The sequence below is a fragment of the Bifidobacterium sp. LH_450 genome, from assembly GCF_056356715.1.
This window is the reverse complement of sequence record NZ_JBKEUU010000001.1, coordinates 583253-608883: the sequence shown is the minus strand read 5'-3', so window position 1 is coordinate 608883 and position 25631 is coordinate 583253. Positions and strand designations below refer to the sequence as shown.

The window sequence follows — 25631 nt, the reverse complement described above, 5'->3', positions numbered from 1 at the left end:
ATAGGGCGAGGCGTGATGATGGGCCCCCTTGGCGGGGCGATATCCGGTGTGTTCCGTCGGCCGAGAAAAGCTTCGGCGCGAGGCGCGTTGCCGCCCGTACCCCAAACCGACACTGGTGGTCAGGTAGAGCATACCGAAGCGATCGAGCGAATCCTGGTCAAGGAACTCGGCAAATCGCTCCCGTGCCTTCGGCATAAGGGAGACCCCCTGGGGTGTTGGGACTAGCGCCCATGAGCCTTGGGGGGTGGCACAGGCCAGGGGGTAGCGACTGTTTACCAAAAACACAGGTGCATGCGAAGGCGCAAGCCGCGGTATATGCACTGACGCCTGCCCGGTGCCGGAAGGTTAAGAGGATCCGTCAGCCCTTGTGGCGAAGCGGTGAATTCAAGCCCCGGTAAACGGCGGTGGTAACTATAACCATCCTAAGGTAGCGAAATTCCTTGTCGGGTAAGTTCCGACCTGCACGAATGGCGTAACGACTTCCCCACTGTCTCGACCAGGAGCTCGGCGAAATTGCAGTACGAGTAAAGATGCTCGTTAAGCGCAGAAGGACGAAAAGACCCCGGGACCTTTACTATACCTTGGTATTGATGTCAGGTGCGGATTGTGTAGCATAGGCGGTAGGCAATGAGGCGCGCGCGCCAGCGTGCGTGGAGCCGCAAGGTGAAATACCGCTCTGTCCCCATCTGGCGTCTCACCTCGAACAGCCATCCTGTTCAGGGACAGTGCCTGGCGGGTAGTTTAACTGGGGCGGTTGCCTCCCAAAGAGTAACGGAGGCGCTCAAAGGTTCCCTCGGCCCGGTTGGCAATCGGGTGTCGAGTGTAATCGCACAAGGGAGCTTGACTGCGAGAGCGACGGCTCGAGCAGGGACGAAAGTCGGAGATAGTGATCCGGTGCCGGCGTACGGACGCGGCATCGCTCAACGGATAAAAGGTACCCCGGGGATAACAGGCTGATCATTCCCAAGAGTCCATATCGACGGGATGGTTTGGCACCTCGATGTCGGCTCGTCGCATCCTGGGGCTGGAGCAGGTCCCAAGGGTTCGGCTGTTCGCCGATCAAAGCGGCACGCGAGCTGGGTTCAGAACGTCGTGAGACAGTTTGGTCTCTATCCTCTGCGCTCGTTGGAATCCTGAGGAGACCTGCCCATAGTACGAGAGGACCTGGGTGGACGAACCTCTGGTATGCCAGTCGTCACGCCAGTGGCGCGGCTGGTTGGCTACGTTCGGGAGGGATAACCGCTGAAAGCATCTAAGCGGGAAGCCTGCTCCAAGATAAGGATTCCTCGCGCCCTTGAGGCGCGTGAGGCCCCATATAGACCATGTGGTGGATAGGCCGGACGTGGAAGCCCCGCGAGGGGTGGAGCTGACCGGTACTAACGGCCGAACCGCAACCAACACTATGACTCCCGTGCAACCAGCCCTTTTCAAGGGCCAGAACGGCACTGGGTCACGCCAGCGTGGTTCCATTGGAACCCTGTTGGCAATCACTGCAAGACCGATCCCATTCTTCTACGCGTCCACCATCCGGTTCCCAAACCGGACACCCGGAACCCATCCCCAAGGGGATGCGGGTTCCGCATCAGGATTTCGCGGCGGCCATGGCCCAGGCGATACGCCCGGCCCCATTCCGAACCCGGAAGCTAAGGCCTGGCACGGCGATGGTACTGCATCCGACAGGATGCGGGAGAGTAGCACGCCGCCGCGGTTATACTTCAAGAAGGCCCCCGGTGAAGCGGCAACGCTTCCCGGGGGCCTTCGCATACCCGGGAACCCCCCGGCAACGCTGCGCGCCCCCGGGGGTGTCCGCATGCCCGGGCGTCTGGCCCTCCGGGCCCTTTCCCGTATCCGGGGCCTCTTCCATGCCCGGCCTGGCCGCCCGCGCTGGCGCACGGGACCACCCCCCGGAAAACCGCTGCGCGGCTTTCCGGCCCCCGCCAGCGGGGTGGCAATGCAGGACAGGCACGGCTCCCTCGCGGCCGACCGCCAGCGGGGGCGGCAAGCGGGATAAGACGGGTGGGAGTTCTTCTAAAGGTGGAATCCTTGGTTCTTTCGTAGGGTGGAAGAGCGTTGTTGTTCCCAACGAAAGAGGAGACCATGACTACCGAAGAACGCGACAACCGCACGATTGCAGTGGCGCCGAACCGTCACGATACGCTGCGGCACCCTCATATCGACAAGACCGCAATCTCCCCGTATGACTGCTATTGCGACGGCTACGGCATGCCGGGAGCGTACGGAAACGGCTATGTCAATATCCTGAAAGTGTCCACCGGCGTCGTCGACAAGACCGACGATGCGCTGATCGACGGCATCGTCACTTACGACAAGGCCGAATGCGCCGACGCCTACGTCGGCCAGATCAACATGCTCACCGCATCGTCGTTCTGCGGCATCCAGGGGCAGATCTGGGGCCACGACCTCGCCGTGCACCCGGACATCAAGAACAATGCCATCGAGCCGCTGTTCAAGGTGCGCCAGTTCAATAACCAGGACCTGCCGGTCTACGATGCCAAGCCGCTGCTTGACGCCGGCATCGAGCTGTTCGGCACCGACGCCGACCGCCGCTACCATCCGGTGCCCGGCGGCCACGTCATCTGCGCCAACAAGGGCGTCACCGCCTACCGTCCGCCGGTCGGCCAGACCCCGGACATCGACAATGGCGAAGGCTACGGCGTCTGGAGCTTCATTGCGATTTCGCTGTCCAACGACCGCGACTACTGCGCCGATCTGTTCATCGAAGACGCCGGCGTATGGACCGAAAATGATTCCGAAGAGGACATGGTGGCGTACCTGGACGAACACCGCCGCGAAATCGTGTGGTCCGTCGTCGAATGCGGCAAGGATTCCGGCGTGCTCTTCGACCGCACCTACGTCGGCTATTCGTACGCGATGATGAAGCCGAACCAGATTGGCAACGCCATCACCGTCGGCCCATACGTTTCGCTCGCGCGCAACGCCGTTCCGGACAGCGGCTTCGCGTCGCTCAACGACATGACGCTGACCGACTGGCTTGAGCAGCAGGGCTTCGAGTCGCTGACCGGGATTTCGGCATGAGCAGGGGAGATTCTGCGGCTGCCGGTACGGTTTCCGGAGCCGGAGCGGCTGGTTCCAGCGCAGTAGCTGGTTCCAGCGTTGGAGCGGCGCCTGGCGGCGCCGTTGACCGCCCCTCGGATCGGACTTCGCTTCGCTCGTCCTCTCCGATCCCCGCCAGCGGGGATGGAAAGAAGGACGGCCAGGGGAGCGGGAAGAAATCGGCGGGAAGCGATAAGAAGGTCGGGCTGATCGGACTGATTGCCGTGGTGATTTCGGCGATGGTCGGCGGCGGCATCTATGACCTGCCGCAGAACATGGCGGCGTCGGCGTCGGCCGGCGGCCAGATCATCGCCTGGGTCATCACCGGCATCGGCATGTGGTTCATCGCCAACACGTTCCGCATTCTCGCGCAGGCGCGCCCCGAGCTCAAGAACGGCCTGTATACCTACGCGTACAAGGGGTTCGGCAAGTTCGTCGGCTTCCTCATCGCCTACGGCTACTGGATCTGCAACTGCTTCGCGCTCGTGGCATACGGCGTGCTGATCATGTCGACGATGAACTTCTTCTTCCCGGGCAAGTTCACCGGCGGCAGCAACATCGCGTCGATCATCGGCGCCTCGATTATCAGCTGGATCATGATGTGGCTGGCGCTGCGCGGCGCCAAGTCCGGCGCGCTGCTCAACGTCATCGGCACGATCGGCAAGATCCTGCCGGTGCTGATGTTCATCGTGCTGATGATTACCGTGTTCCAGTTCGGCACGTTCATGCACGGCTTCTGGGGCCTGTCCAGCTCGGGCGTGCAGCTCGGCTTCAACTTCGGCAACGTCATGGACCAGGTGTCCGGCACGATGCTGGTGACGCTCTGGCTGTTCCTCGGCATCGAAGGCGCCGTCGTCATCTCCGGCGAAGCGAAGAGCCAGAGCGACGTCTCGAAGGCCACGACGATCGGCTACCTCGTCATCCTCGTGCTCTACGTGCTCGTGTCGCTGCTGCCGCTGGGCGTCTACAGCTACACCGACATCGGCAAGATGGCCGACCCGTCGATGGCCACGATCATGCAGGACCAGTACGGCACCTGGGGCTCCGACATCGTCAACGTCGGCGTCATCATCTCCGTGCTTTCCAGCTGGCTCGTCTGGATGCTGATGCTCGGCCAGATGCCGCTGTTCGCCTCGCGCGACGGCATCTTCCCGAAGGCGTTCACGAAGACGAACAAGAAGGGCGCCCCGACGACGTCGCTCGTGTGGACGGCCATCGTCTGCCAGGTGCTGTTCGTGCTGTGCTACTTCGTGTCGGGCAACGCGTGGAACACGATGATCTCGATCACGTCGGTCATGGCGATGCCCTGCTACCTGCTGTGCTGCCTGTTCCTATGGAAGATCGCCGTCAAGGACCCGTGGCCGAAGGGCATCCGCTTCTCGAAGAAGAACGCCGTCGCCACCGGCGTCATCGGCACGATCTTCGCGCTGTACCTCGTGTACTCCGCTGGACTGAACTACCTGATGATCGCCTGCGTCATGTACGCGATCGGCATCCCGCTGTTCATCGTCGGACGCCGCCAGGCGGTCGGCCATGACGGCACCAGCTGGTGGAACCTGTTCACGAAGTGGGAGAAGGTGCTCGCCGTGATCATCGTCGTCGCCGGCATCGTCGGCATCTTCTACACGATCAAGAGCGGCGTCTTCACCTCCTGATTGCAGAGGAACCCGACCCAGCCCAAAGCGTGGATGTCGGGTCGGGTTCCTCAACACGCCGTCCTGGGAGGAACCGGGCCCAAGTCTGACCATCCTGGAGAAGGTCGGGTTCCTCAACACGCCGGTCATGGAGGAACCGGGGCCAGAATGTCCGCAAAAGGAAGGAGCCGGTTCCTCGGACGGGGCAGGGCTTTGGCAGGGCTCTGGCGGGATTCCGGCGCGTTGTGTAGGCTGGGACAGGCTTATTGGACGGCGGGGGAGGGCGGAATCTTGGACAGCGAACGGCAGCCAGCGAAACGCAAGGTCGGCATCGTCGGTCTCGTCGGCATCGTCATTTCGGCGATGGTCGGCGGCGGCATCTATTCGCTGCCGCAGAACATGGCGGCCTCGGCGTCGGCTGGCGGCCAGATCATCGCCTGGGCGATTACCGGCGTCGGCATGTGGTTCATCGCCAATACGTTCCGCATCCTGTCCGCCGCGCGTCCCGAAATGACCAACGGGCTGTATTCGTACGCGTCGAAAGGCTTCGGGCGGTTCGTCGGCTTCCTCGTGGCGTACGGCTACTGGATCTGCAACTGCTTCTCGCTGGTCGCCTACGGCGTGCTGATCATGAGCACGCTCGACTTCTTCTTCCCCGGCATGTTCGCCGGCGGCAACAACTGGTGGTCGATCCTCGGCGCCTCCGCCATCACCTGGCTGATGTTCCTGCTGACGCTGCGGGGCGTGAAATCCGGCGCCGCCATCAACGTCGTCGGCACCATCTGCAAGATCGTGCCGGTGCTCACCTTCATCATCGCGCTGCTGACGGTGTTCCAGTTCGCCACGTTCGTCCACGGCTTCTGGGGGACGTCGGCTTCCGGCGCACAGCTTGGGTTCAGTTTCGGCAACGTGATGGACCAGGTGTCCGGCACGATGCTGGTGACGCTGTGGCTGTTCATCGGCATCGAAGGCGCCGTCGTCATCTCCAGCAACGCGAAGAGCCAGAAGGACGTCGCGAAGGCGACGACGATCGGCTACCTTGCGGTGCTCGTCCTGTATGTTCTCGTGTCGCTGCTGCCGCTGGGCGTCTACAGTTCCAGCGACATCGCCGGCATGGCCAACCCGTCGATGGCGACGATCATGCAGCGCCAGTTCGGCACGTGGGGTTCCGTCGTCGTCAACGCCGGCGTCATCGTGTCGGTGCTCTCCGCATGGCTGGTATGGATGCTGATGCTCAGCCAGATGCCGCTGTTCGCCTCGCGCGACGGCATCTTCCCGAAAGCGTTCCGGCGTACGAACGCGAAAGGCGCGCCGACCGTTGCGTTGCTGTGCAGCGCGCTCGTCGTCGAAGCGCTGCTGGTCGTGTGCCACTTCCTGTCCGGTTCCGCCTGGAATACGCTCATTTCGATTACGTCGGTCATGGCGATGCCCTGCTACCTGCTGTGCTGCCTGTATTTATTCAAGATTTCCCGGCCCGGCGAACGCTGGGACCCCGCGTGCCGCTTTTCGCGGCGCGGGGCGCTGGCGACCGGCGTGTGCGGCACGCTGTTCGCGCTCTATCTGGTGTATTCGGCCGGACTGACGTACCTGATGATCGCGTGCGTGCTGTATGCGCTCGGCGTGCCGCTGTTCATCGTCGGCCGGCGGCAGTACGAACAGCCGACGCTGGAACGCGAGCCGGTATTCACGCGCCGCGAGCGTGCGCTGCTCGCCATCGTCATGGTGGCCGGAGTAATCGGCGTCATCCACACGATCGGCAGCGGAATCTTCGCTTCGTAAAACGCCGGTCGCCCGCTGCCGCGTACGCACTTCCTTGATTCGTGCGATACGGCAGCGGGCGACCGAATCTTGGATTTTTCACATAAAGACTAGAAACGGAAGCGGGTGCTGGAGTGGGAGGAGACGCCGGCGTTCGCGGCGATGTAGCGGCGCTGCCATTCCAGGCACTGGTAGGTCTGCGTCGCGTCGGACAGGGCGCGGTGCTCTTCGGTGTCGGCGATGCCGTAGCGCACGATCAGGTCGGCCAGGCGGTGACGTTCGGACGGGAAGAGGCGCTTGTCGATCGCCATCGTGTCGTAGGTGACGCGCTGCAGCGAATGCGGCAGCCCGAAGCGGTCGGAAGCGGCCGCGAGGAACGACAGGTCGAAGCGGACGTTGTGGCCGATGATCGGGTCGTCCTCCAGCCAGTCGAGGAAGTCCGGAAGCGTTTCGTTGAGCGCCGGCTCGGCGGCGACCATGTCGTCGGTGATGCCGGTCAGCGACGTGATGCGCGACGGGATGTGGCGGCCCGGGTTGACGAGGCGCGAGAAACGGTCCTGGATCTTGCCATTGCGGATCTTCACGGCGCCAAGCTCGGTGATGGCCTCCGTGGACGGCGAAAAGCCGGTCGTCTCGATGTCGAGGGCGACATAGTCGAGGGGGAGCGGGAGCACTGAGTTCGCGTATGCTGCCATCGTCGGTACGTTCCTTTCGCGTGGGGATAGTGACGCTGCTGGAAGCGAGTGTATCGGAAACCGGCGGCGGGGGGCAACGAAACGGCGAGGCTTTCGCAAGGTATTCGCAATCGCGTTCAAACAGTGAACGCGGCGTGGAGGTAGTGTGCGCGACGGGCGCCGGCGCAGGCGGATGGGGGTTGGTACGCGGCGTGCGTTGCCGGACGGTGCAGGAGTGGTGCGGGACCTGTGGCTTGCGGGTAGCTTGCTGGCGGGGCGCTGGCGCTAGCGGCGGCTGACGGCGGGGAACTGCTGGGTAATCGATTCGTCGGAGTCGATGTAGCGGGTCGTCTCGCGCATCGCGCGGCGGATCGACTCGTCGGTCGCGGCGGCGCTGGAGGCGATGGCGCCGTCCTCGCTGCCGTCGGCGGGTTCCTGGGCGCCGAGCAGCAGGCGCATCTGGTGCCAGGCGGCGTTGCCGTGCGTCGACGAGCTCAGGTCCTCGTCGATGAAGCCGAACTCCTTGTAGAATTCGACGAGGCGCTCCTTGCAGGCGAGCACGATGCCCTTGCGGCCGTTGAGCGCGGAATCGAGGATGACGCGGCGCAGCAGGTAGCCGGCGCAACCGTGATGCTGGTAGACGGGCGCGGTGTCGAGGCCGAGGATCATCTGCCAGTCGCCGTCCTCGTCGTGCAGGGTCGCGTCCGCGTACATCGCGTCGTCAAGGTCGCGGCAGTCGGTGGACAGGCCGTTGACGAAGCTGACGAGCATGCCTTCCTCGACATGCGCCGGGAACGACGCCTCGTTCTTCGCCGGGTGGGTGTTGATCAGCAGCCAGAAGTGTTCGGGGTAGCGTTCGATGCGCGAAGCGAGCGTTTCGATGTCGGCGGCTTCGGCGGGAGGGAAGCAGGCCGCTTCCATCGTTGCCAACGCGTCCAGGTCATCCATGGTCGCATGTCGAATGAGCATGATGCACTCTCTCCCGGGACGTTCGGCCCCGCTAAACGTATTCCAGCCAAGCAACATTAGACGCAGTGCGCGACGTGCGCGCGTAGGGGGCACCCCCGTGCCGTTGCGCCTGAAACAAAAACGGGAGCGGGGCCGGGCGGGCGGATTTAAGGTGAGAAATGAACTTGAGTAAGGCTATATGAAGTATTAAAAGGAGTAATCATGCGTGGTGACGCACAGCATGGCGCCGGTGAGGCGGCGAATCCTACGGGTGCGGGGGCAGGCGCGGCGGGTGCCGCGAAGGCTGCGCCGGCACAGGCCAATGCCGCTGGGACGGCTGCCGCTGGGACGGCGGCGTCCGCGAAACCGGCAGCTGCAGCGAAACCGGCAGCTGCCGCGAAACCGGCGCCCAAGGGCACGGGCGCGGCGACGGCGACGCTGCATACGCCGGCGAAGGTGACCGACGCGGCCGGCCATGAACTCGACGCCGACGGCAACCGCAAGTACGACGACGACGGCAAGCCGAACCCGAAAACCGGCGGCTTGAAACGCAACCTCAACACGATGGACCTGGTCATCTTCGGCATGATCTTCATGGTGCCGATCGCGCCGTTCTCGATTCTCGCGTCCGTATACGTCGACTCGAAGGGCATGCCGGCGCTCGCCTACCTGATCGGCATGATCGCGATGCTGTTCACCGCGCTGTCGTTCGGCGTGATGGTGCCTCGGTTCCCGTCGTCCGGATCGATCTACATCTACGCGTCGCATGAGCTGTCGGGGCCGGTCGGGTTCGTGACCGGCTGGCTGATGATCCTGCAGTACCTGATCACCCCGGCCGTCATGCTGATCATGGCGGGCGAGGCGCTCGAGCAGTACACGCATGTGCCGGTATGGGTGTGGGGCCTGATATTCCTCGCATTCATCACCGTCGTGGCGATGCGCGGCATGAAGACGACCGTCGTCGTCGACAAGCTGGCGCTGATCGCCGAGCTGATCGTGCTGCTGCTGTTCTTCGTATTCGGCGTGATGTACATCGTCAAGCATCCGTCGACCGCGCACTTCACCGGTTCGGCGTTCTTCGACGCCAAGAACTTCGACTTCAGCTCGATCATGAGCGCCGTGTCGCTGTGCGCGCTGTCGTTCGTCGGCTTCGGTTCGATCGTCACGCTGGACGGCGAATGCGTCAACCCGCGCAAGTCGCCGCCGACCGCCATGATCTGGATCGTGCTCGTGCTGGGCCTGCTCTACATGGGCATGAGCTTCATCACCGTGTGCATGGATCCGTCGGGCAACCTGATGAAGGGCAATCTCGACAACGGCTTCTACGAGGTCGCCGGGCTCGCCGGCCAGTGGCTGGGCGTGCTGTGCGCCATCGCCAATGCGCTGGCGCTGGGCCTGTTCACGTCGCTGTCGGGCATGACCGCCATTTCGCGCATCCTGTACGTAATGGCGCGTGACGGGGCGCTGCCCGCTCCGCTGACGAAGGTCGACAAGAAGACCGGCGTGCCGAACGTGGCCACGCTGTTCGTCGCCGCCGTCACGCTCGTGCTGCTGTTCGTCATCATCCCGATCGGCATGGATACCGGCGCGAAGATCTCCAACTACGGCGCGCTGTCCACCTACTGCATCCTGAACATCTGCGTGCTGTGGGGCGTCGGCATGAAGGAGAAGGGCCACGCGTTCGGCGCGTTCTGGCGCCACCTCGTGTTCCCGGTCATCGGTGCCGTCGTGACGTTCATCATCTTCGTGTCGCTGGGCGCGAAGGTGCTCATCATCGGCACCGTGTGGCTCGTCATCGGCATCGTCTATTACCTCGTGTGGACGAAGAAGTGCGGCCACAAGATCAACCTGCTGGCCTCGGCAAGCTGATAGAAGCCATTTTCCTGACCAATGCAAGGCCGTCCGGACGCGTCCGGACGGCCTTTTTGCGTGGAGAAGCGAAAACCGACGTTTGAACGCGCTATCACGGGGCGCAATGGAGCCCGTTGAATGCCGGGGCTCGATTTTTGCTATAGCCACGCCGGCGCGGGGGCTTGCATTGGCCGTTATGTTGGTGCCTGTCGGCTGCGGGAAGGGCCCGCGGCGCGAGCAGGAAAGGAACGGCCAGCCATGACATACGCGGTAATCGGGGCGGGCGGCATGGGCATCCAGTTCGGGGTGCTGCTGCAGGAACTCGCAGGCGTCGACGTCGATTTCATCGACACGTGGCAGCCGAACATCGCCGCGATCCGCCACCAGGGCGGCGCCTACGTGTCGCAGGACGGCGAAGACCGCCACCTCGTGCCGATCCGGGTGTATACGCCCGAAGAGTACGACGGCGACCCCGACGTGTGGATCGTATTCGTCAAGCAGCAGCAGCTCGCGGAATTCCTCGAGCGCACGTCGCATGCCTTCAAGCCTGGGCAGGCCGTGTTCTCGGCGATGAACGGGTACGGGCATTTCGAGAAGCTGGCGCAGTATTTCCCGGCCGAGCGGATCTACGGCGGCACGGCGCTCATCGGCGCCTACGTCTACGCGCCGGGCGACTTCAACTTCACCGGCGGCGCGCACGCCAAGGCACTCAACGTCTGCGCCTACGACGGCCACCGTGCGCAGGACGATCCGGTGGAGGCGCGGCTGATCGAGGACTTCCGCAAGGCCACGCTCAACCCGACCGAAGCGGACGACTTCCTCGGCATGTGCTGGGGCAAGATCGTGTTCAATTCGGTGCTCAATACGCTGTGCACGATGTTCCAGATCCGCTTCGGCGAATTCGAGGCGCATCCCGCTGCGCGCCGGCTTGCCGAACGGCTCGTCGACGAAGCGTACACGGCGGCCGAAGCCGCCGGCGTGCGGCTGCCCGGCACCCGCGCATCGGAAGTCGGGACGATCCTGCACACGGCCGGCGTTGCGCACCCGCTGCACTACCCGTCGATGTACCAGGACCTGACGGCCGGGCGCCCCACCGAAGTCGACTACATCAACGGCTACATCGCCAGCGTCGGCCGCGAACATGGCGCGCCGTGCCCGCTGCACGAATTCGTCGCCGACGAAGTGCACCTGGCCGAACACGCCTACCAGCTGCACCATCCAGAGCTTGTGGACTGACCCAAGCCAGAGATTCAGAAGATTTAGAGAGGAACTATCCCATGACTAACCACCCCTTCGACACCATCGACACCATCGACGCCATTGACGCGAATGCATCCGCCGATGCGGCCACGCAGCCCAGCGGCGTCGCCGCCGGCAAGCGCAGCCACCGCGCCGGCAGCGCTCTCAGGCGCGCGGCCGCCGCGCTGCTTGGCCTGGGCCTGATCGCGTCGGCCGCCGCATGCGGCTCGAACTCGGCCGCCAGCGGCGACTCCTCCGCGCAGATCGCCACGCCGGCCGGCGACAAGACCGTCTCGATCACTGTCGGTGTATGCGCCGGACCGTACGGCGACATGGTCGAGGAAGTCATCGCGCCGCTGCTCAAGGACGACGGCTACGAGCTGACGACGAAGGAATTCAGCGACTACGTGCAGCCCGACAAGGCGCTCGCCGCCGGCAGCATCGAGGCGAACCTGATGCAGCACTCCAACTACCTGGCCAAGTTCACCGAGGAGAACAACCTCGACCTGACGTCGCTCGGCCAGGTGCCGACGCTGGGCCTGGGCATCTATTCCAACGTCTACGACTCGATCGACTCCATCAAGGACGGCGCCACCGTCGCCATCGCCAGCGACGCCTCGAACCTGGCGCGCTCGCTGGGCGTCCTCGAACAGCAGGGGCTGATCACGCTCAACGGCGACGTCGACGCCACGAAGGCCACCGTCGACGACATCGCATCCAACCCGAAGAACCTGACGTTCAAGACCCTCGACGCCGCGCAGCTGGCCCGCGCCCTCGACACCGTCGACGTCTCCCTCGTCCCCGGCAACTACGCATGGGCGGCCGACCTCGACCCGGCCGACGCGCTCGCCACCGAAGAGCAGAGCGAAGGCGTCATCAACGTGTTCGTCGTCAACACGAAGGACGCCGACTCCGATTTCGGCAAGAAGGTCAAGGCGCTGCTGGTCAGCGACGAGTTCAAGGACGCCATCGCCAACAGCCGCTTCAAGGACTTCGGCAAGCCCACCACCTGGCAGTGACCGGAAGGAGGAAAGAACAGCGATGGCACGATCACAGGACGGCAACGCCCGGCAGCACCCCTCGCCCGGCGACCCGATCATCGAGCTTGACGACGTTTCCGTCACGTTCCGCCAGGGGAGCGGCGCCAAAGCCCGCGAAGTGCACGCCGTGCGCCACGTAAGCCTGAAGGTGCGCCGCGGCGAGATCTTCGGCATCGTCGGGTTTTCGGGAGCCGGCAAATCGACGCTGGTACGCACGATCAATCTGCTGGAACGGCCTTCGTCGGGACGCGTGCTCATCAACGGCGCCGACGTGACCGACGTGCGCGGCAAGCAGCTGCGCGAGCTGCGCCAGCGCATCGGCTTTATTTTCCAGGGGTTCAATCTCATCGGCAACGTCACCGTCGGCGCCAACGTGGCGTTTGCGCTCAAAGCGGCCGGCGTGCCGAAAAGGCAGCGGGCCGAACGGGTCGCCGAACTGCTGGGGATCGTAGGGCTCGCCGACCGCGCCAACGACTACCCGTCGCAACTGTCCGGCGGCCAGAAGCAGCGCGTTTCCATTGCGCGGGCGCTCGCCAACAACCCCGACATCCTGCTGTGCGACGAGGCGACCAGCGCGCTTGATCTGGAAACGACCGAAGGAATCTTGACGCTGCTGAAGAAGATCAACCGCGAACTCAACGTCACCATCGTCTTCATCACCCATCAGCTGGAAGTGGCGCAGCGCATTTTCGACGACGTCGCCGTCATGGAGAACGGCGAGATCGTGGAGCGCGGCGCGACGGCGCAGGTCTTCGGCGCCCCGCAGGCGGCGTTGACGCGGCGGCTGGTCGAACGGTTCGCCGCCAGCCACCGCGAGGCAATCGCATTGCTGGAGGAAGGCGAACGGAACCATTGCGACGCCGTGCGTTTGGCGAACGAACAGGAGGAGGCGGCATGAGCTGGGACTGGAACGAAACGCTGGACATCCTGCACAGGCATCTGGGGACGGCGCTCGCCGAAACCGGCTATATGGTGGGCATCGCCACCGTCATCGGCGTCGCGCTCGGCACGCTGCTCGCGGTCGCGCTGTTCCTGACGCAGCACCGGCTGTTCTCGCCGAACGCCGCCGTCAACAACGCCGTCGGGTTCGTCGTCAACGCCATCCGCTCGATGCCGTTCCTCATTCTGCTGGTCGTGCTGATTCCGCTGATCCAGCTGATCATCGGCGACCCGTATACGCCGGCCGGCGGCGCGATCGCGCTGTCGATCGCGGCGGTGCCGTTCTTCGCGCGCGTCGCCGAAAGCGCGTTCGCCGAAGTCGACCCGGGGCTGATCGAGGCGGCGATCTCCACCGGCGCGACGACGCGGCAGATCATCTGCGAAGCCGTGTTCCCGCAGGCGCTGCCGTCGTTCATCCGCGGCATCGTGCTCACCATCGTCTCGCTGCTCGGCTATTCGGCGATGGTCGGCACGATCGGCGCCGGCGGCATCGGCGATCTCGCCATCCAGTACGGCTACAACCGCTACGAAACCGGCGTGCTCATCGCCATCGTCGTCGTGCTGGTCGTGCTCGTGCAGCTCGTGCAGTGGATCGGCGACGTCGCGGCGCGCGCCGTAACGCACTGACGCCCGCGCGGGTCCGGGGACAGTCATTCCTCGGCTGCACGACGGCAGCTGCGTGCGTCCGGGAAAAGGGCGGGGAAGGAACCGTGATGAAGACAGCCAGTGGAAGGGTTCGTGGCCTTAGGGAAGGGAACGGGAGATGACAAGATTCGCAGCGGCGGCCGGCCGCATCGTCGACAATCCGTTTGCGGCGATGGACGAACGCATCGCGGCGGCGCGCGCCGCCGGACGCGACGTCGCCGACCTGACGAAAGGGAACCCGGACCTGGCGCCGCCGGCCGCGCTGCGCCAGCGGGCGGCCGACGCGGCGCTCGATCCGGCCAACGGCGGCTATCCGCCATTCGACGGCAAGCCGGCGATGCTTGAAGCGGCCGCCGGCTGGTACGGGCGCGAACAGGGCGTCGCGCTCGATCCGGCGACGGAAATCTTCTCCGTCGAAGGCGCGGTGGACGGCCTGGCGACGCTGTTTTCGGTGCTCGCCGGGCCGGGCGACACGGTAGCGTTCGCCGATCCGTACTACCCCTCCTACCACAGCATGGCCGCGCTCGCGGGCGCCGAGGAACGCAGATTGCCGGCGCGCGCCGAACTCGGCTTCCTGCCCGACCTTGCGGCGGTGCCGCCGGCGCAATGGGAGCGCACGGCGATGCTCGTGCTCAACTACCCGAACAACCCCACCGGCGCGCAGGCCCCCGCATCGTTCTTCGAGGAAGCGGTCGGCCTGGCGCGGCGGCACGGCTTCGCCATCGTCCACGATTTCGCGTACGCCGGCTTCGCGGCCGAAGGGTTCCGCGAACAGGCGAGCTTCCTGTCGGTGCCCGGCGCGAAGGACGTCGGCGTCGAGATCCTGTCGATGTCCAAGATGTTCTCCGTCGCCGGCTGGCGCGCGGGGTTCGTCGCCGGGAACGCTGGCATCGTTTCGGTGGTGAAACGCCACCATTACCAGATGGGTTCGATGGTCGCTTCCCCGGTTCAGGACGCTGTGACGGCAGCGCTGGACGGGGCTGCCGCCGACGATGTTTCACGCTTTGCCGAAACGTACCGTGCACGCCGGCGCCGCGTTGCCGGCATGCTGTCGTTCGCGGGGCTGGACGTGTTCGATTCGCCGGGCGGCGTGTATGTATGGGCGCGGGTGCCGGAGCGGTTCGGGGGCAGTGCTGCCTGTGGGGCCACTGGCTTTGCCGGAAGCGCGGGCAAAACCGGCGGTGTCGGTGATGCCGACGCGTTCGCCGCATGGCTGCTCGATGCCGCCGACGTGGCCGTGCTGCCCGGTTCCTGCTTTGGAGACACGGCGCGCGACTGCGTGCGCATCAGCCTGCTGGCGCCGGATGCGACAATCGACGAAGGCGCGAGGCGCATTGTTTCCGCGCTCTACCGCGGGTCGTCCTGCTGAAAGAGATGCTCCTGCTGGAAAGAAGGGGAGGGGACTGCGGCTCAATGCGCGCGATTCGCTGACCCATGCGAAGGCGCGGCGTGCTGCTCGCAACGGTTGCGCTGGGCGCGGGAATCGCGCGATGGCCAATCTTGTTGCGTTAAGTTCGAAGCATGGATGACGTAACGGAAGGGAAGAACGCAGCAGGTAGCGGCGTACGCAATGGGACGGCCGCACCGGAGAAATCGGGTGCTCAGGACAGTGCGGAGGCGCTGGGCGACGGAGGAACGCTGGAAGCGCAGGTGGATGCGAAAATCGACCCGCTGATCCAGAAACACATGAAGCTGCCGCACGGCGCCGTCAACGGCTACGAATGGCACGTCCGGCGTCACGGGTGGTATATGGCCACCGGAGTGGCTGCGATCTTCGCTGGCTTCTCCCTTGGCGATTTCCTCAAGCTCATCCCCGAGCGCAGCACCGCGGACACGGCCGCCGTCATCGGGCTCATCGACAAGCTCGTCGGCAGGCTCACGCACGACGTCGTCGAGGTGCCGGCCGTGCACGCGCATCCCGAATCGTTCATCGTCGACATGCTCGGGCTGTTCATTGGGGGCGCGATCATCTACTTCACCATCAAGGACAACGACGACTACCGCAGCGTGTTCGGGCACATCACGCGGCGCTATACGCGCCGGCAGGTGCGCGACGCGCGCGCCCGGCAGCTCGCGACGTTCCTCATCGGGCTCGCCGTCATCGTCGTCGCGAACGCGCTGCTGCTGTGGTTCGCCAAGGGGTGGCTTGAGCCGATCGTCTCCGGCGTCTCGCAGGCGTCGATTGCCGCCGGACTGTGGCTGATGATCTTCAACTACTATTGGTGCGGGCGCGTGAATGTGGGGAAGTACAACTTCCATGCAATGCGGTTCGTCAACATCTACGAACTCGCCAAGAACGCCGAGTCGTCTTCTGGTGCCTCCAGTGTGGCGGTTTCGGCCGCTCCTTTTTCTGGCTCTGCTGGCCCTTCGGCGTCTTCCCCTTCTTCGGGCTCCTCCCCCTCGACAGAGGAGGTCTCGTCTGCAGGCGCGGCTTCCTCGGCTGGCGCCGCTTCCGCGGCTTTGGGCGGCGGGGCGATGGTGAACTATGCGCGGATCGCCGAGAAGCAGCTGAGCTACTGGGCCGATGTGCTCGGGCTGCTCGCCATCGGCATCGGCGTGCTGGGCGCGTTGGCGCTGTATTGCCTGCCGACGTTGAAAACCCCGTATTTCTGGATTCCGCTCGCCGTCATGCTCGTCGTCGGCCTCGTCGTGCGCTTCATCATCGACCGCTACGCCATTCGCAAGTACGAAAACGGCCACGACGAGGTCGCCATCTAGCCTCTTATACGACGGTATCTTTCCCGCACGCCACGTTCATGTCGTCAGCCTTATTCGGATGTCGCCAACATGCCAGCAGATGGCGTGTCCGCGCTGAAAAGGAGGCCTCAAATGTCGCCGGCACGCCCCATCCCTACGTTTTGACGATAATTTGGAACCCTCCTTTAGCGCAAGTACGTAGGCGCTGGGCGTGCCAGCGACATTTTGTGGGCTGATTATGGCGTCGGCTCGCCGAAGGTGGGCATTTCGGCGACATGGGAAGACGCAAAGAGAGAAGGGGAATAGGGGCGAGATGAGAAAATCAGGGCCAGAGTGAAATGAGACTAAGGTTTTAGCCTGCGCCTTTGGCGCAGATGGCGGGGGCGGGGGCGTGCGGATGCTTAGACTGGCAACGGAACGCAACCGGAAACCAATCTAGGGCAGGAAAACCGCAGGTGAAGGACCGAGTAGGCGACCTGGCAGCGAAACGTGCGGCAGGAAACCGCAGGCGGAAGGGCAGGTAGGCGAACCCGGCATCGAAACCTGCGGCAGGAAACGAGGAGATCGCGATGGCGGAACAGGTGACCCCGCAGCCAACGTTCAACGCGCTGGCGGACGTGCAGGACCAGGCGGCGCAGATGCGCCGGTACTTCCAGAGCGGCGCGACGCTGGACGTCAAGCACCGCAAGGAAGCGCTCAAATCGATGAAGGCGTGGCTCAAGGCGCACGAAAAGGAAGTGCTGATGGCGATGCACGCCGACCTCGGCAAGGCCGCGTACGAAAGCTACGTCACCGAACTCGGCCTGGTGTACGAGGAAATCGACACCTGCGTCAAGCACATCGCCGCATGGTCGGCCCCGCGCAAGGTGACGACGCCGATCGACATGTTCCCGGCCGACTCGGTCGTCTACCAGTATCCGTACGGCGTCGTGCTCGTGCTGTCGCCGTGGAACTACCCGGTGCAGCTGGCGCTGATCCCGATGGTCGACGCCATCGCCGCCGGCAACTGCGTCGCCTTCAAGCCGGCGCGCGAGTCGGCGCATACCTCCGCCATCCTCATCCGCATGGCGCAGGAGGTCTTCGACCCGCTGTTCGTGTGCGGCATCCCGGGCTCGGCGAACATGAACGACTGGATCATGGAAACGCAGTGGGACTACATCATGTTCACCGGTTCGCCGCGCGTCGGCTCGATCGTCATGTCGGCGGCCGCGAAGTTCCTCACGCCGGTCACGCTGGAACTGGGCGGCAAGAGCCCATGCATCGTGCACGACGACGCCGACCTGAAGATCGCCGCGCGGCGCATCGCGTGGGGCAAGGGGCTGAACACCGGGCAGACCTGCGTGGCCCCCGACTACCTGCTCGTGCACGAAAGCGTCGCCGACGAGCTCGTCGCCGGCATCGAGGCGCAATGGAAGGAATTCTACGGGGACAACGCGCTCGAATGCCCGATCTGGCCGCACATGATCTCGTCGAAGCACTTCAACCGCGTCATGGGGCTCATCGAGAACCATAATCCGAACGCGAAGGTGGTCTGCGGCGGCAAGGGCGACCCGAACACGCTCAAGATCCAGCCGACGATCATGACCGGCGTCGAGCTGTCCGATCCGGTGATGGGGGAGGAGATTTTCGGACCCGTGCTGCCGGTGGTCACCTACTCCACGCTCGACGAAGCGTTCGAATACATCCGCCACTTCCAGCATCCGCTCGCCTGCTACGTCTTCACGGCGTCGAAGGACGTGCAGCAGCGCGTGCTGACGGAAATCCAGTTCGGCGGCGGCGCCATCAACGACGTCTGCGTGCAGGTTTCGACGAACCGCATGGGCTTCGGCGGCGTCGGCAACTCCGGCATGGGCGCCTACCACGGCAAGACCGGTTTCGACACGTTCAGCCACTACAAGAGCGTCATGGCGAACTCGACGAAAATCGACCTCGACTTCCGCTACCCGCCGTTCACCGCCGACAAGAAGCGCGTCGTCAAGAAGCTGCTGAGCTAAGATTCTCTTCTCGTTTTTTCTGTAGAAGATTTCAAGGGCCCTTCGGGGCCCTTGTTTGTTGGGGACGCTAGATGAGTACGTCGTTCCCTGCCGGGGTCGCTGAGCCGAGTCGAAGGCGTAGAATGAAATCTAAATTAAGATTATTGGGTTTTCGTATGGCCGTGAGAGGAAGCGCTATGGTTTTCTCGGAGGAATTCTTGACGTAGGCGACGGAAAAGTGACATGAGTTTTAACGATTACCTGCGGGGCATATATGTCCATCGCATATTGTGGTGGTGTGGGATAGTGCTGCTAGCGTCCACATGCAGTATGTATGTCAATGAAGACTGGACGGTAAAGCTACTGGGGAGTGTATGCATATCCAGATGTTGCGTAGACAAATCGGATTGTGGCTACGCAAACTTATTTATAGTAATTCTTCTATCGTATGTATTGCTATTCATTTCCTGCATTAAAGGAAAAACCTACAGAAATCGCATATATCACACAAGTGCGCTTTATTGGGTATTCAGAACAGCAACGCTGGTAATTACTTCTATTCTTATATTGGTTACTCTTTATTTATTCATCATATCTGGACTTATTCTTTTATTTATAATCGGGGACTGCGGGGAAACGGCTAACCTCTTTGCCATAAAGGCCATGTAAGGGCCCGTGCTGTTTTCGTTGAAGTATGCTGAGGGTGAGGTGCCTGAAAATGGGACGAAGCATTGAAGGACACGATGATGGACGATGACGTGCAGGGTGAGGATGAACGGAACTCCGATTTTCCGGACGATACGCTTGATGACGTATTCAATGATAGCGACGGCTTCCTGAGGGATGGGTTTCCGGAGGACGGTTTTTCAGAGGGAATGGCCTCGGAGAATGCAATCCCGGAGAACGGATTACATGAGGGGAAGTCAGGTGGCCGACGCTGGTGGATCGTGGCGGCAGCCGCGGTTGTCGTGGTGGCGGCCATCGTGGCGCTGGTGACGCCGATGGTGCGCAATGCCAGGGAGAACCGGGAAGAGGAGCGGCAGGCGGCGCTTGCGGCGTGCGAGTCGGCGGTGGCTGAGTTCACTACGCTGCATGTGACGTATACGACGACGCTGTCGTCGGCGAAGAAGCTGGCCCAGGGGGATGGCACGACGTTCAACGAGGAATCGGCGACGAAGCTGATCACGAAGGTCGACCATCTTGACGACGCCGGGACTATTTCCCGCGCGCAGGGATTCGCCTGCGAAGCCGGTGCCGGCACGGACGATCTCAACGAGGCTGCATGGCGCTACGGGGCTGCCAATTCGGCGATGATCAACCGCATGCGCGACGTGCAGACCGATACCGACTCGCTTCGCCTGTCCGTCAACGCCGCGCTGCAAAGCAACCAGCGCGAGCTGCTGCAAAGCAGGCTGACCTATGCGAAATCCGTATACGACCGCTCGAGCGGCAAAGCGGCTGACGCCTTGCGCGGCGCGCTGGCCGCGCAGATCGACGCCGCGGGAGCCATGCTGTCCGGCGACGGGGCCGCCAACGAGGCCATCGCCCGCCAGGCGGCGGCGTTGCAGCAGGCGGCTGCGGACGTCGTCGCCGGCATGCCGCTGGACTGCGAGCTGAGCGAGTGCGTGGCGCTGACGTTCGACGACGGGCCCAACAAGGAGCTCACGCCGCAGCTGCTTGCGGCGCTCGACAAGGCCGGCGTCAAGGCCACGTTCTTCGTGCAGGGGCAGTACGTGTCCGGCAGCAACACGGGGCTGCTCAAGCGGATGGCGGATGCGGGCCATGAAATCGGCACCATTGGCTGGCGCCATACGCAGCTGCATGAGTTCGGCGCCCCCAAGCTCGCCAAATGGTTCGCCGACACCGACGCCGTCATCACGCAGGCGGGCGTGGCCAAGCCCACGCTGTTCCGGCCGCCGGACGGCGCGTGGAGCGGCACGCTTGCCGACGCGGCCGCCGCCGACGGCCAGTCGGTCATCCTGTGGGACACCGATTCGCGCGACTGGGATCCACAGGCCAGCGTCAATGCCATCGCCTCCAACGTCGTAGATGGCGCGCATGCCGGTTCCATCGTCGCGCTGCACGACGGCGACGAACGCACGATCGCCGCGTTGCCGCAGATCGTCAGCGGGCTGCAGGAGCGGGGGTATCATCTGGTCACCGTGTCGCAGCTGCTGGTCGACGAATTGCAGCCGGGCACGGTCTTCTACGGGCGCGGGGATACCGTGCCGGGGCAGTGAACGAAACGAGAGATGGCTGCGAACCGGCGGTACGCCGTGTTCGCGCGGTTTCGAGGTGGAGGGCGTAGCCCTCCGGCGAGAAACCGCATTGAAAAGAGCGGGGGGAGAACCGCTCGCCCGCGCAATGCGAATGCTCGCCGGAGGGCTCCGCCCTCCACCTCGCATTCGCGCGAACCCGGCTTCGCCGAGTTCACGACCACCCCCCGCTTCGCCGAGTTCGCGACCACCCCCCGCTTCGCGCTTCGCCTTCGGCTCGCGCTCGGCGACCCCCGCCAGCGGGGGTGGCATGGGGCGGGCGCCAGCGGGGGTGGCGAGCGGGTTTGTCGGGCGGGGGTTGTAGAAATGGCAACCATGAACGAAACCTTCGACAACAATGCACGCATGATGGCCGCGATGACCCCGGCCTGCGCGTGTCTGTGCGGCTGCATCTGCTGCCGTCGTTGTTGTCGTTGATTGATTAGCCCGCTGGGCCCGCATCGATCCGACTGCCGAAACCGTTCGCCGTCGGATTTTTTGTTAAGGCGCCCCGCCGGCCCGCAACACCGGGCGGCGCATGGACCGATAGCGGCATATAACGAACCCCTATAGCGCTGCGGCCTGTTGGCCTTCCCGCATCCCCTACCATGAATTGCGCTGCCTGAAGGCACGCGGCAATCCCCATCCTGCATACCCTGCAACCACCTACCGTCCGGGAGGAAAACGCATGGATTGGTCGTTCATCGCGCACTATGCGCCGTTCTTCGTAACGGGCGCGCTGATGACGCTGTTCATTTCGGTGTTCGGCATCGCGCTGGCCGCGCTCGTCGGCCTCGTGTGCGCGGCCATCGAGACGGCGCGCATTCCGGTGCTGCGCCAGATCGTGCGCGTCTACATCGAGATCAGCCGCAATACGCCGCTGCTCGTCCAGCTCTATTTCCTCTACTTCGGGCTGCCGAAGCTGGGCTTCGTATGGAGCGCCGAAGCGTGCGCCATCATCGGCCTGGGATTCCTCGGCGGCTCGTACATGGCCGAGTCGATGCGCGCCGGCCTCGAGGCGGTGCCGGCGGTGCAGCGCGAGAACGCCTACGTGCTGGGCCTGACCAAAACGCAGACGATGCGCCGCGTCGTCATCCCGCAGGCCATCGGCACGGCGACCCCGGGCATCGTGGCGAACGTCATCTTCCTGATCAAGGAATCGTCGGTCGTCTCCGCCATCGCCCTCGCCGACGTCATGTACATGGCCAAGGACCTGATCGGCATGTACTACAGCACCTACGAGTCGCTGTTCCTCCTGATCGTCACGTACCTGGTCATCCTGCTGCCGATCTCCATCCTCGGCACCTGGCTGGAAAGGAAGTTCAACTATGGGCGGCGCTGAAATCCTGCTCCAGCCGGGCGTGTTCCCGCGCCTGCTGCAAGGCCTGTGGGTCACCGTATGGATCGCCGCCGTGTCGGTCGGCCTGTCCATTCCGGTCGGCCTGGTCACCGGCTGGCTGATGACGTCGAAGAGCCGCGTCGTGCGCGCCGTCATGCGCGTCTACCTCGACTTCATCCGCATCATGCCGCAGCTGGCCCTCCTGTTCATCGCGTTCTACGGCATCGCGCGGCTGTGGAACTGGAATCTGGACGCGACCGGCGCCTGCGTCCTCGTCTTCGTGCTGTGGGGCGGCGCCGAACTGGGCGACCTGGTGCGCGGCGCCATCCAGTCGATCCCGCAGGTGCAGTACGAGTCCGCATACGTGCTGGGACTGACGCCGCTGCAGACGTTCCGCAAGGTCATCCTGCCGCAGGCGCTGCGCCGGCTGCTGCCTGGCTCGGTCAACCTGGCGACGCGCATCGTCAAGACGACGTCGCTCGCCGTGCTGCTCGGCGTCGTCGAGGTCATCAAGGTCGGCCAGCAGATCATCGACGCCAACCGCTTCCAGTACCCCACCGGCACGCTGTGGGTCTACGGCGTGATCTTCCTCATGTATTTTGTGGTGTGCTGGCCGCTGTCGCTGGTGGCCCGCTACCTGGAACGCCGGTGGGCGAACGGCTGAGCGCAAGCCGCGCCGGAACAGGCCGGAAAGAATCTTGGGAAATTTTTAATGAAGATTTGGGAGAACGAACAGTGAGTGAAGCAACCAAAGCCGCCGGGACGACCGCAAACGCCGGGCTTGAAGTGCGCGGGCTGGTAAAACGCTACGCCAACGCCGAACGCAACGTCCTCGACGGCATTTCGTTCACCGTGCCGAAAGGGAAGGTGCTCGTCGTCGTCGGGCCGTCCGGTTCCGGCAAGTCGACGCTGCTGCGCACCGTCGCCGGCCTCGAGCCGATCCAGGGCGGCACGATCGCGCTGGACGGCGAAACGATCGAAACCGGCAAGCCGGGCACCGAAAAGGCCGGCCGCGCCAACCGCCCCAGCGCGCTGCGCACGCGCATCGGCATGGTGTTCCAAAGCTACGACCTGTTCCCGAACAAAACGGTGCTCGGCAACGTCACGATGGCGCCGGTGCTCGTGCAGAAGCGCAAGCAGGCGGACGTCGAGGCGGAGGCGATGCGGCTGCTCGAACGCGTCGGGCTCGCCGACCGGGCGAAGGCGAAGCCGCACGAACTGTCCGGCGGCCAGCGCCAGCGCGTCGCGATCTGCCGCGCGCTGATACTGCACCCCGAAGTGCTGCTGCTCGACGAGATCACGGCGGCGCTCGACCCGGAAATGGTGCGCGAAGTGCTCGACGTCGTCCTCGACCTCGCCGACCAGGGGCAGACGATGCTCATCGTCACCCACGAAATGCAGTTCGCGCGCGCCGTCGCCGACGAAGTGATCCTGCTGGAGAACGGCGCGGTCGTCGAGGAATCGCACGACGCTGAACGCTTCTTCACCGAGCCGGAAACCGAGCGCGCCCGCCAGTTCCTCAAGACGTTCGAGTTCGCGCGGCACCGCAAGGACGAGGCGGCCGAGCCGATCGCCGCGTTCGAAGCGGGGCAGTGAGTTTTCCCCGCGAAAATTTGAGATTTTTGGCGCACGTCGCCGAAGAGAAGAAAAACCAAGGAGAAACAACCATGACAGCAAATCTGAAATCTCGGATTCTCAAGACCGTCGCTACCGCTTCGGCGGCAATCATGACGATTGCCGTCATGGCCGCGTGCGGCCCGAACGCGGCGACACCGAGCGAGGAGGGCGCCTCCGGCGGCTCCTCGGCTTCCAGCGGTTCGGCGGCGACGGCGCGCACGCTGCAGGAAATCAAGGATTCCGGCGAGCTCAAGGTCGCCGTATTCTCCGACAAGGCCCCGTTCGGCTACGTCGACGCCGACGGCAACTACGCCGGCTACGACGTCGTGTTCGCCGAGCGGCTCGCGAAGGACCTCGGCGTCAAGGCATCGTACACCTCCGTCGATCCGGCCGCGCGCGTCGACGTGCTCACCTCGAACAAGGTCGACGTCACGCTCGCCAACTTCACGGTGACCGACGAGCGCGCCGAAAAGGTCGACTTCGCCAAGCCGTACATGAAGGTGTCGCTGGGCATCGTCTCGCCGGAAGGCGCGGAAATCACCGATGTTAGCCAGCTCGACGGCAAGACGCTGATCGTCGCGAAGGGCACGACGGCGGAAACGTACTTCGAGCAGAACCATCCGGAAATCAACCTGCTCAAGTACGACCAGTACGCCGACGCCTACAACGCGCTGCTCGACGGCCGCGGCGACGCGATGAGCACCGACAACACCGAGGTGCTCGCGTGGGCGAAGTCGAACAAGGGCTTCACGGTGGGCGTCACCGAGCTCGGCGACGTCGACACGATTGCGCCGGCCGTGCAGAAGGGCAACACCGAACTGCTCGACTACATCAACGAGGAGATTGTCACGCTCGGCAAGGAGAACTTCTTCCACAAGGACTACGAGGAGACGCTCGAGCCGGTCTACGGTTCCGAAGCCAGCCCCGACGACATCGTCGTCGAAGGCGGCGTCGTGGAGGACTGACGGCTCCGCAAGCCAACGTTCTTCCAGCCAACGTACGGCAAAAGCCGGCGTCCGCGGGTTCGCGGCGCCGGCTTTGCCGTACTGTAGTTCCGTGCGGGGCTGGCCGCAGGCGGAATCTTGCGTTCAGCTTGCGAGGAACGGCGCGACCGCAGCCCCCGCCGCGTAGCCCTTGCGGTACATGCGTTCGAGGCCCTCGAACGTCTTGCCCATCGTGCTCAGCCCGCACAGGTCGTCGGGCGCGAGCACGAGCACGCGGCCGGCTTCGGCCTCGCGCAGCGCCAGCGCGACCGAATTGTTGTAGGTGCGGTAGCGTTCGCGCAGCCGTTCCGCCGCCGCCGGGTAATGCCGCGCGAGCAGCTTCGCCGGCGCGAGGTCCTTCTTCTGCTCGCGCTGCTCGTCGACGAGGCGCGTGAGCACGAGCACGATCCGCTCGTAGCCGTCGTCGAGCGCCTTCTGGACGGGCACGGGGTCGGCGATGCCGCCGTCGAAATACGGCACGCCGCCGATTTCGTACGGCTCGCACGCCACCGGAACCGCCGACGACGCCTTCATGATGTCGAAATTGTCGAACGCGACGTCCGACTTGTCGAAGTATTTCGTGCTGCCGTCGAGCGCGTTGCAGGCGACGACGGTGAAGCCGGACGGGTTCGCGGCGAACGCATCGTAGTCTACCGGGTACTCGCCGTCATGGTTGCTCAGCGTGCTGTAGACGTAGTCGAGATTGAAGAAATTGTGCGTCTTGATATAGGAGTCCGGGCTCGCGTACTCCTTGCGGAACGCATAGTCGGTGTAGAACCGGTGCGAACGCCCCGGCTGGCGCGAGAGCATCGACGTCAGGTTCGCGCTGCCGGCGGAAATGCCGTAGTAGCGGTCGAATTCGATGCCGTCGGCCATCAGCCGGTCCTCCACGCCGCAGCCGAAAATCGCGCGGAACCCTCCGCCGACGTCGATGATCGCGGTCTTCTTGCGTTGCGCCATGCCT

At 64.1% G+C, this 25631-nt stretch carries 18 protein-coding genes, 2 rRNA genes and 1 pseudogene; 18 read left to right on the top strand and 3 right to left on the bottom strand.

Annotation, left to right across the window (positions count from 1 at the left end; all coding sequences use genetic code 11):
• The 5 genes from AC1AXT_RS02610 to AC1AXT_RS02590 form a co-directional block, all read left to right on the top strand.
• Window positions 1-1400, top strand: a 23S ribosomal RNA gene (locus AC1AXT_RS02610); the annotation flags it as partial.
• Between the two features lie 191 nt (window positions 1401-1591).
• A 5S ribosomal RNA gene (rrf, locus tag AC1AXT_RS02605) occupies window positions 1592-1708 on the top strand.
• Window positions 1709-2097: 389 nt separating this feature from the next.
• Window positions 2098-3057, top strand: coding sequence for a histidine decarboxylase, pyruvoyl type (gene hdcA, locus AC1AXT_RS02600; RefSeq protein WP_476540440.1), 960 nt, complete (start codon window positions 2098-2100; stop codon window positions 3055-3057).
• Window positions 3054-4730: a basic amino acid/polyamine antiporter gene (locus AC1AXT_RS02595; protein WP_476540438.1), complete on the top strand. Its 1677-nt coding sequence runs from the start codon at window positions 3054-3056 to the stop codon at window positions 4728-4730. The genes hdcA and AC1AXT_RS02595 overlap by 4 nt, the downstream gene beginning before the upstream one ends.
• 270 nt (window positions 4731-5000) lie before the next feature.
• Window positions 5001-6488 (top strand): basic amino acid/polyamine antiporter, encoded by a 1488-nt coding sequence (locus AC1AXT_RS02590; RefSeq protein WP_476540436.1) that lies wholly within the window; start codon window positions 5001-5003, stop codon window positions 6486-6488.
• An 89-nt stretch (window positions 6489-6577) separates the two neighbouring features.
• On the opposite strand, the gene AC1AXT_RS02585 is transcribed toward AC1AXT_RS02590, so the two are convergent.
• Window positions 6578-7162: a 3'-5' exonuclease gene (locus tag AC1AXT_RS02585; protein ID WP_476540435.1), complete on the bottom strand. Its 585-nt coding sequence runs from the start codon at window positions 7160-7162 to the stop codon at window positions 6578-6580.
• Between the two features lie 264 nt (window positions 7163-7426).
• Window positions 7427-8110, bottom strand: coding sequence for a GNAT family N-acetyltransferase (locus AC1AXT_RS02580; protein WP_476540433.1), 684 nt, complete (start codon window positions 8108-8110; stop codon window positions 7427-7429).
• Window positions 8111-8311: 201 nt separating this feature from the next.
• Here AC1AXT_RS02580 and AC1AXT_RS02575 point away from each other — a divergent pair, with 201 nt between their 5' ends.
• From AC1AXT_RS02575 to AC1AXT_RS02515, 13 genes and pseudogenes are all read left to right on the top strand, one after another.
• Window positions 8312-9958: an APC family permease gene (locus tag AC1AXT_RS02575; RefSeq protein WP_476562920.1), complete on the top strand. Its 1647-nt coding sequence runs from the start codon at window positions 8312-8314 to the stop codon at window positions 9956-9958.
• A 240-nt stretch (window positions 9959-10198) separates the two neighbouring features.
• Window positions 10199-11176 (top strand): ketopantoate reductase family protein, encoded by a 978-nt coding sequence (locus tag AC1AXT_RS02570; RefSeq protein WP_476552764.1) that lies wholly within the window; start codon window positions 10199-10201, stop codon window positions 11174-11176.
• A 41-nt stretch (window positions 11177-11217) separates the two neighbouring features.
• Window positions 11218-12198 (top strand): MetQ/NlpA family ABC transporter substrate-binding protein, encoded by a 981-nt coding sequence (locus AC1AXT_RS02565; RefSeq protein WP_476552766.1) that lies wholly within the window; start codon window positions 11218-11220, stop codon window positions 12196-12198.
• 22 nt (window positions 12199-12220) lie between these two features.
• Window positions 12221-13018 (top strand): annotated as a pseudogene (locus AC1AXT_RS02560) (methionine ABC transporter ATP-binding protein); the annotation flags it as partial.
• A gap of 95 nt (window positions 13019-13113) precedes the next feature.
• Window positions 13114-13785 (top strand): methionine ABC transporter permease, encoded by a 672-nt coding sequence (locus AC1AXT_RS02555; RefSeq protein ID WP_476552768.1) that lies wholly within the window; start codon window positions 13114-13116, stop codon window positions 13783-13785.
• Window positions 13786-13921: 136 nt separating this feature from the next.
• The gene (locus tag AC1AXT_RS02550) at window positions 13922-15172 is read left to right on the top strand and encodes a pyridoxal phosphate-dependent aminotransferase (protein ID WP_476540423.1); all 1251 of its coding nucleotides are present in this window, start codon (window positions 13922-13924) and stop codon (window positions 15170-15172) included.
• Between the two features lie 152 nt (window positions 15173-15324).
• On the top strand, window positions 15325-16521 hold the full coding sequence (locus tag AC1AXT_RS02545; protein ID WP_476540421.1) for a hypothetical protein: 1197 nt from the start codon (window positions 15325-15327) through the stop codon (window positions 16519-16521).
• 548 nt (window positions 16522-17069) lie between these two features.
• Window positions 17070-18494: an aldehyde dehydrogenase gene (locus AC1AXT_RS02540; protein ID WP_476540419.1), complete on the top strand. Its 1425-nt coding sequence runs from the start codon at window positions 17070-17072 to the stop codon at window positions 18492-18494.
• Between the two features lie 926 nt (window positions 18495-19420).
• Window positions 19421-20713, top strand: coding sequence for a polysaccharide deacetylase family protein (locus AC1AXT_RS02535; RefSeq protein WP_476540418.1), 1293 nt, complete (start codon window positions 19421-19423; stop codon window positions 20711-20713).
• 703 nt (window positions 20714-21416) lie between these two features.
• Entirely contained in the window at window positions 21417-22070 is a 654-nt protein-coding gene (locus tag AC1AXT_RS02530; protein ID WP_476540416.1) for an amino acid ABC transporter permease, read from the top strand.
• Window positions 22057-22731 carry an amino acid ABC transporter permease gene (locus tag AC1AXT_RS02525; protein ID WP_476540414.1) on the top strand — a complete coding sequence of 225 codons (675 nt, stop codon included), beginning with the start codon at window positions 22057-22059 and terminating at the stop codon, window positions 22729-22731. The genes AC1AXT_RS02530 and AC1AXT_RS02525 overlap by 14 nt, the downstream gene beginning before the upstream one ends.
• A 56-nt stretch (window positions 22732-22787) precedes the next feature.
• Complete coding sequence (locus AC1AXT_RS02520; RefSeq protein ID WP_476540412.1) at window positions 22788-23663, top strand: amino acid ABC transporter ATP-binding protein; 876 nt, start codon at window positions 22788-22790, stop codon at window positions 23661-23663.
• A gap of 131 nt (window positions 23664-23794) precedes the next feature.
• Entirely contained in the window at window positions 23795-24649 is an 855-nt protein-coding gene (locus tag AC1AXT_RS02515; protein WP_476540543.1) for a cysteine ABC transporter substrate-binding protein, read from the top strand.
• A 123-nt stretch (window positions 24650-24772) separates the two neighbouring features.
• Here the strand turns inward: AC1AXT_RS02515 and AC1AXT_RS02510 are convergent, their stop codons facing one another.
• Complete coding sequence (locus AC1AXT_RS02510; protein WP_476540411.1) at window positions 24773-25627, bottom strand: patatin-like phospholipase family protein; 855 nt, start codon at window positions 25625-25627, stop codon at window positions 24773-24775.
• Window positions 25628-25631: the final 4 nt, after the last annotated feature.

What these genes read in the sequence shown, in the direction of transcription:
- AC1AXT_RS02525 (WP_476540414.1), top strand. Translation starts at nt 22,057, where the DNA reads ATGGGCGGCGCTGAAATCCTGCTCCAGCCGGGCGTGTTCCCGCGCCTG.
- AC1AXT_RS02515 (WP_476540543.1), top strand. Translation starts at nt 23,795, where the DNA reads ATGACGATTGCCGTCATGGCCGCGTGCGGCCCGAACGCGGCGACACCG.
- AC1AXT_RS02580 (WP_476540433.1), bottom strand. Translation starts at nt 8,110, where the DNA reads ATGCTCATTCGACATGCGACCATGGATGACCTGGACGCGTTGGCAACG.
- AC1AXT_RS02550 (WP_476540423.1), top strand. Translation starts at nt 13,922, where the DNA reads ATGACAAGATTCGCAGCGGCGGCCGGCCGCATCGTCGACAATCCGTTT.
- AC1AXT_RS02555 (WP_476552768.1), top strand. Translation starts at nt 13,114, where the DNA reads ATGAGCTGGGACTGGAACGAAACGCTGGACATCCTGCACAGGCATCTG.
- hdcA (WP_476540440.1), top strand. Translation starts at nt 2,098, where the DNA reads ATGACTACCGAAGAACGCGACAACCGCACGATTGCAGTGGCGCCGAAC.
- AC1AXT_RS02570 (WP_476552764.1), top strand. Translation starts at nt 10,199, where the DNA reads ATGACATACGCGGTAATCGGGGCGGGCGGCATGGGCATCCAGTTCGGG.
- AC1AXT_RS02565 (WP_476552766.1), top strand. Translation starts at nt 11,218, where the DNA reads ATGACTAACCACCCCTTCGACACCATCGACACCATCGACGCCATTGAC.
- AC1AXT_RS02540 (WP_476540419.1), top strand. Translation starts at nt 17,070, where the DNA reads ATGGCGGAACAGGTGACCCCGCAGCCAACGTTCAACGCGCTGGCGGAC.
- AC1AXT_RS02530 (WP_476540416.1), top strand. Translation starts at nt 21,417, where the DNA reads ATGGATTGGTCGTTCATCGCGCACTATGCGCCGTTCTTCGTAACGGGC.
- AC1AXT_RS02575 (WP_476562920.1), top strand. Translation starts at nt 8,312, where the DNA reads ATGCGTGGTGACGCACAGCATGGCGCCGGTGAGGCGGCGAATCCTACG.
- AC1AXT_RS02595 (WP_476540438.1), top strand. Translation starts at nt 3,054, where the DNA reads ATGAGCAGGGGAGATTCTGCGGCTGCCGGTACGGTTTCCGGAGCCGGA.
- AC1AXT_RS02510 (WP_476540411.1), bottom strand. Translation starts at nt 25,627, where the DNA reads ATGGCGCAACGCAAGAAGACCGCGATCATCGACGTCGGCGGAGGGTTC.
- AC1AXT_RS02585 (WP_476540435.1), bottom strand. Translation starts at nt 7,162, where the DNA reads ATGGCAGCATACGCGAACTCAGTGCTCCCGCTCCCCCTCGACTATGTC.
- AC1AXT_RS02545 (WP_476540421.1), top strand. Translation starts at nt 15,325, where the DNA reads ATGGATGACGTAACGGAAGGGAAGAACGCAGCAGGTAGCGGCGTACGC.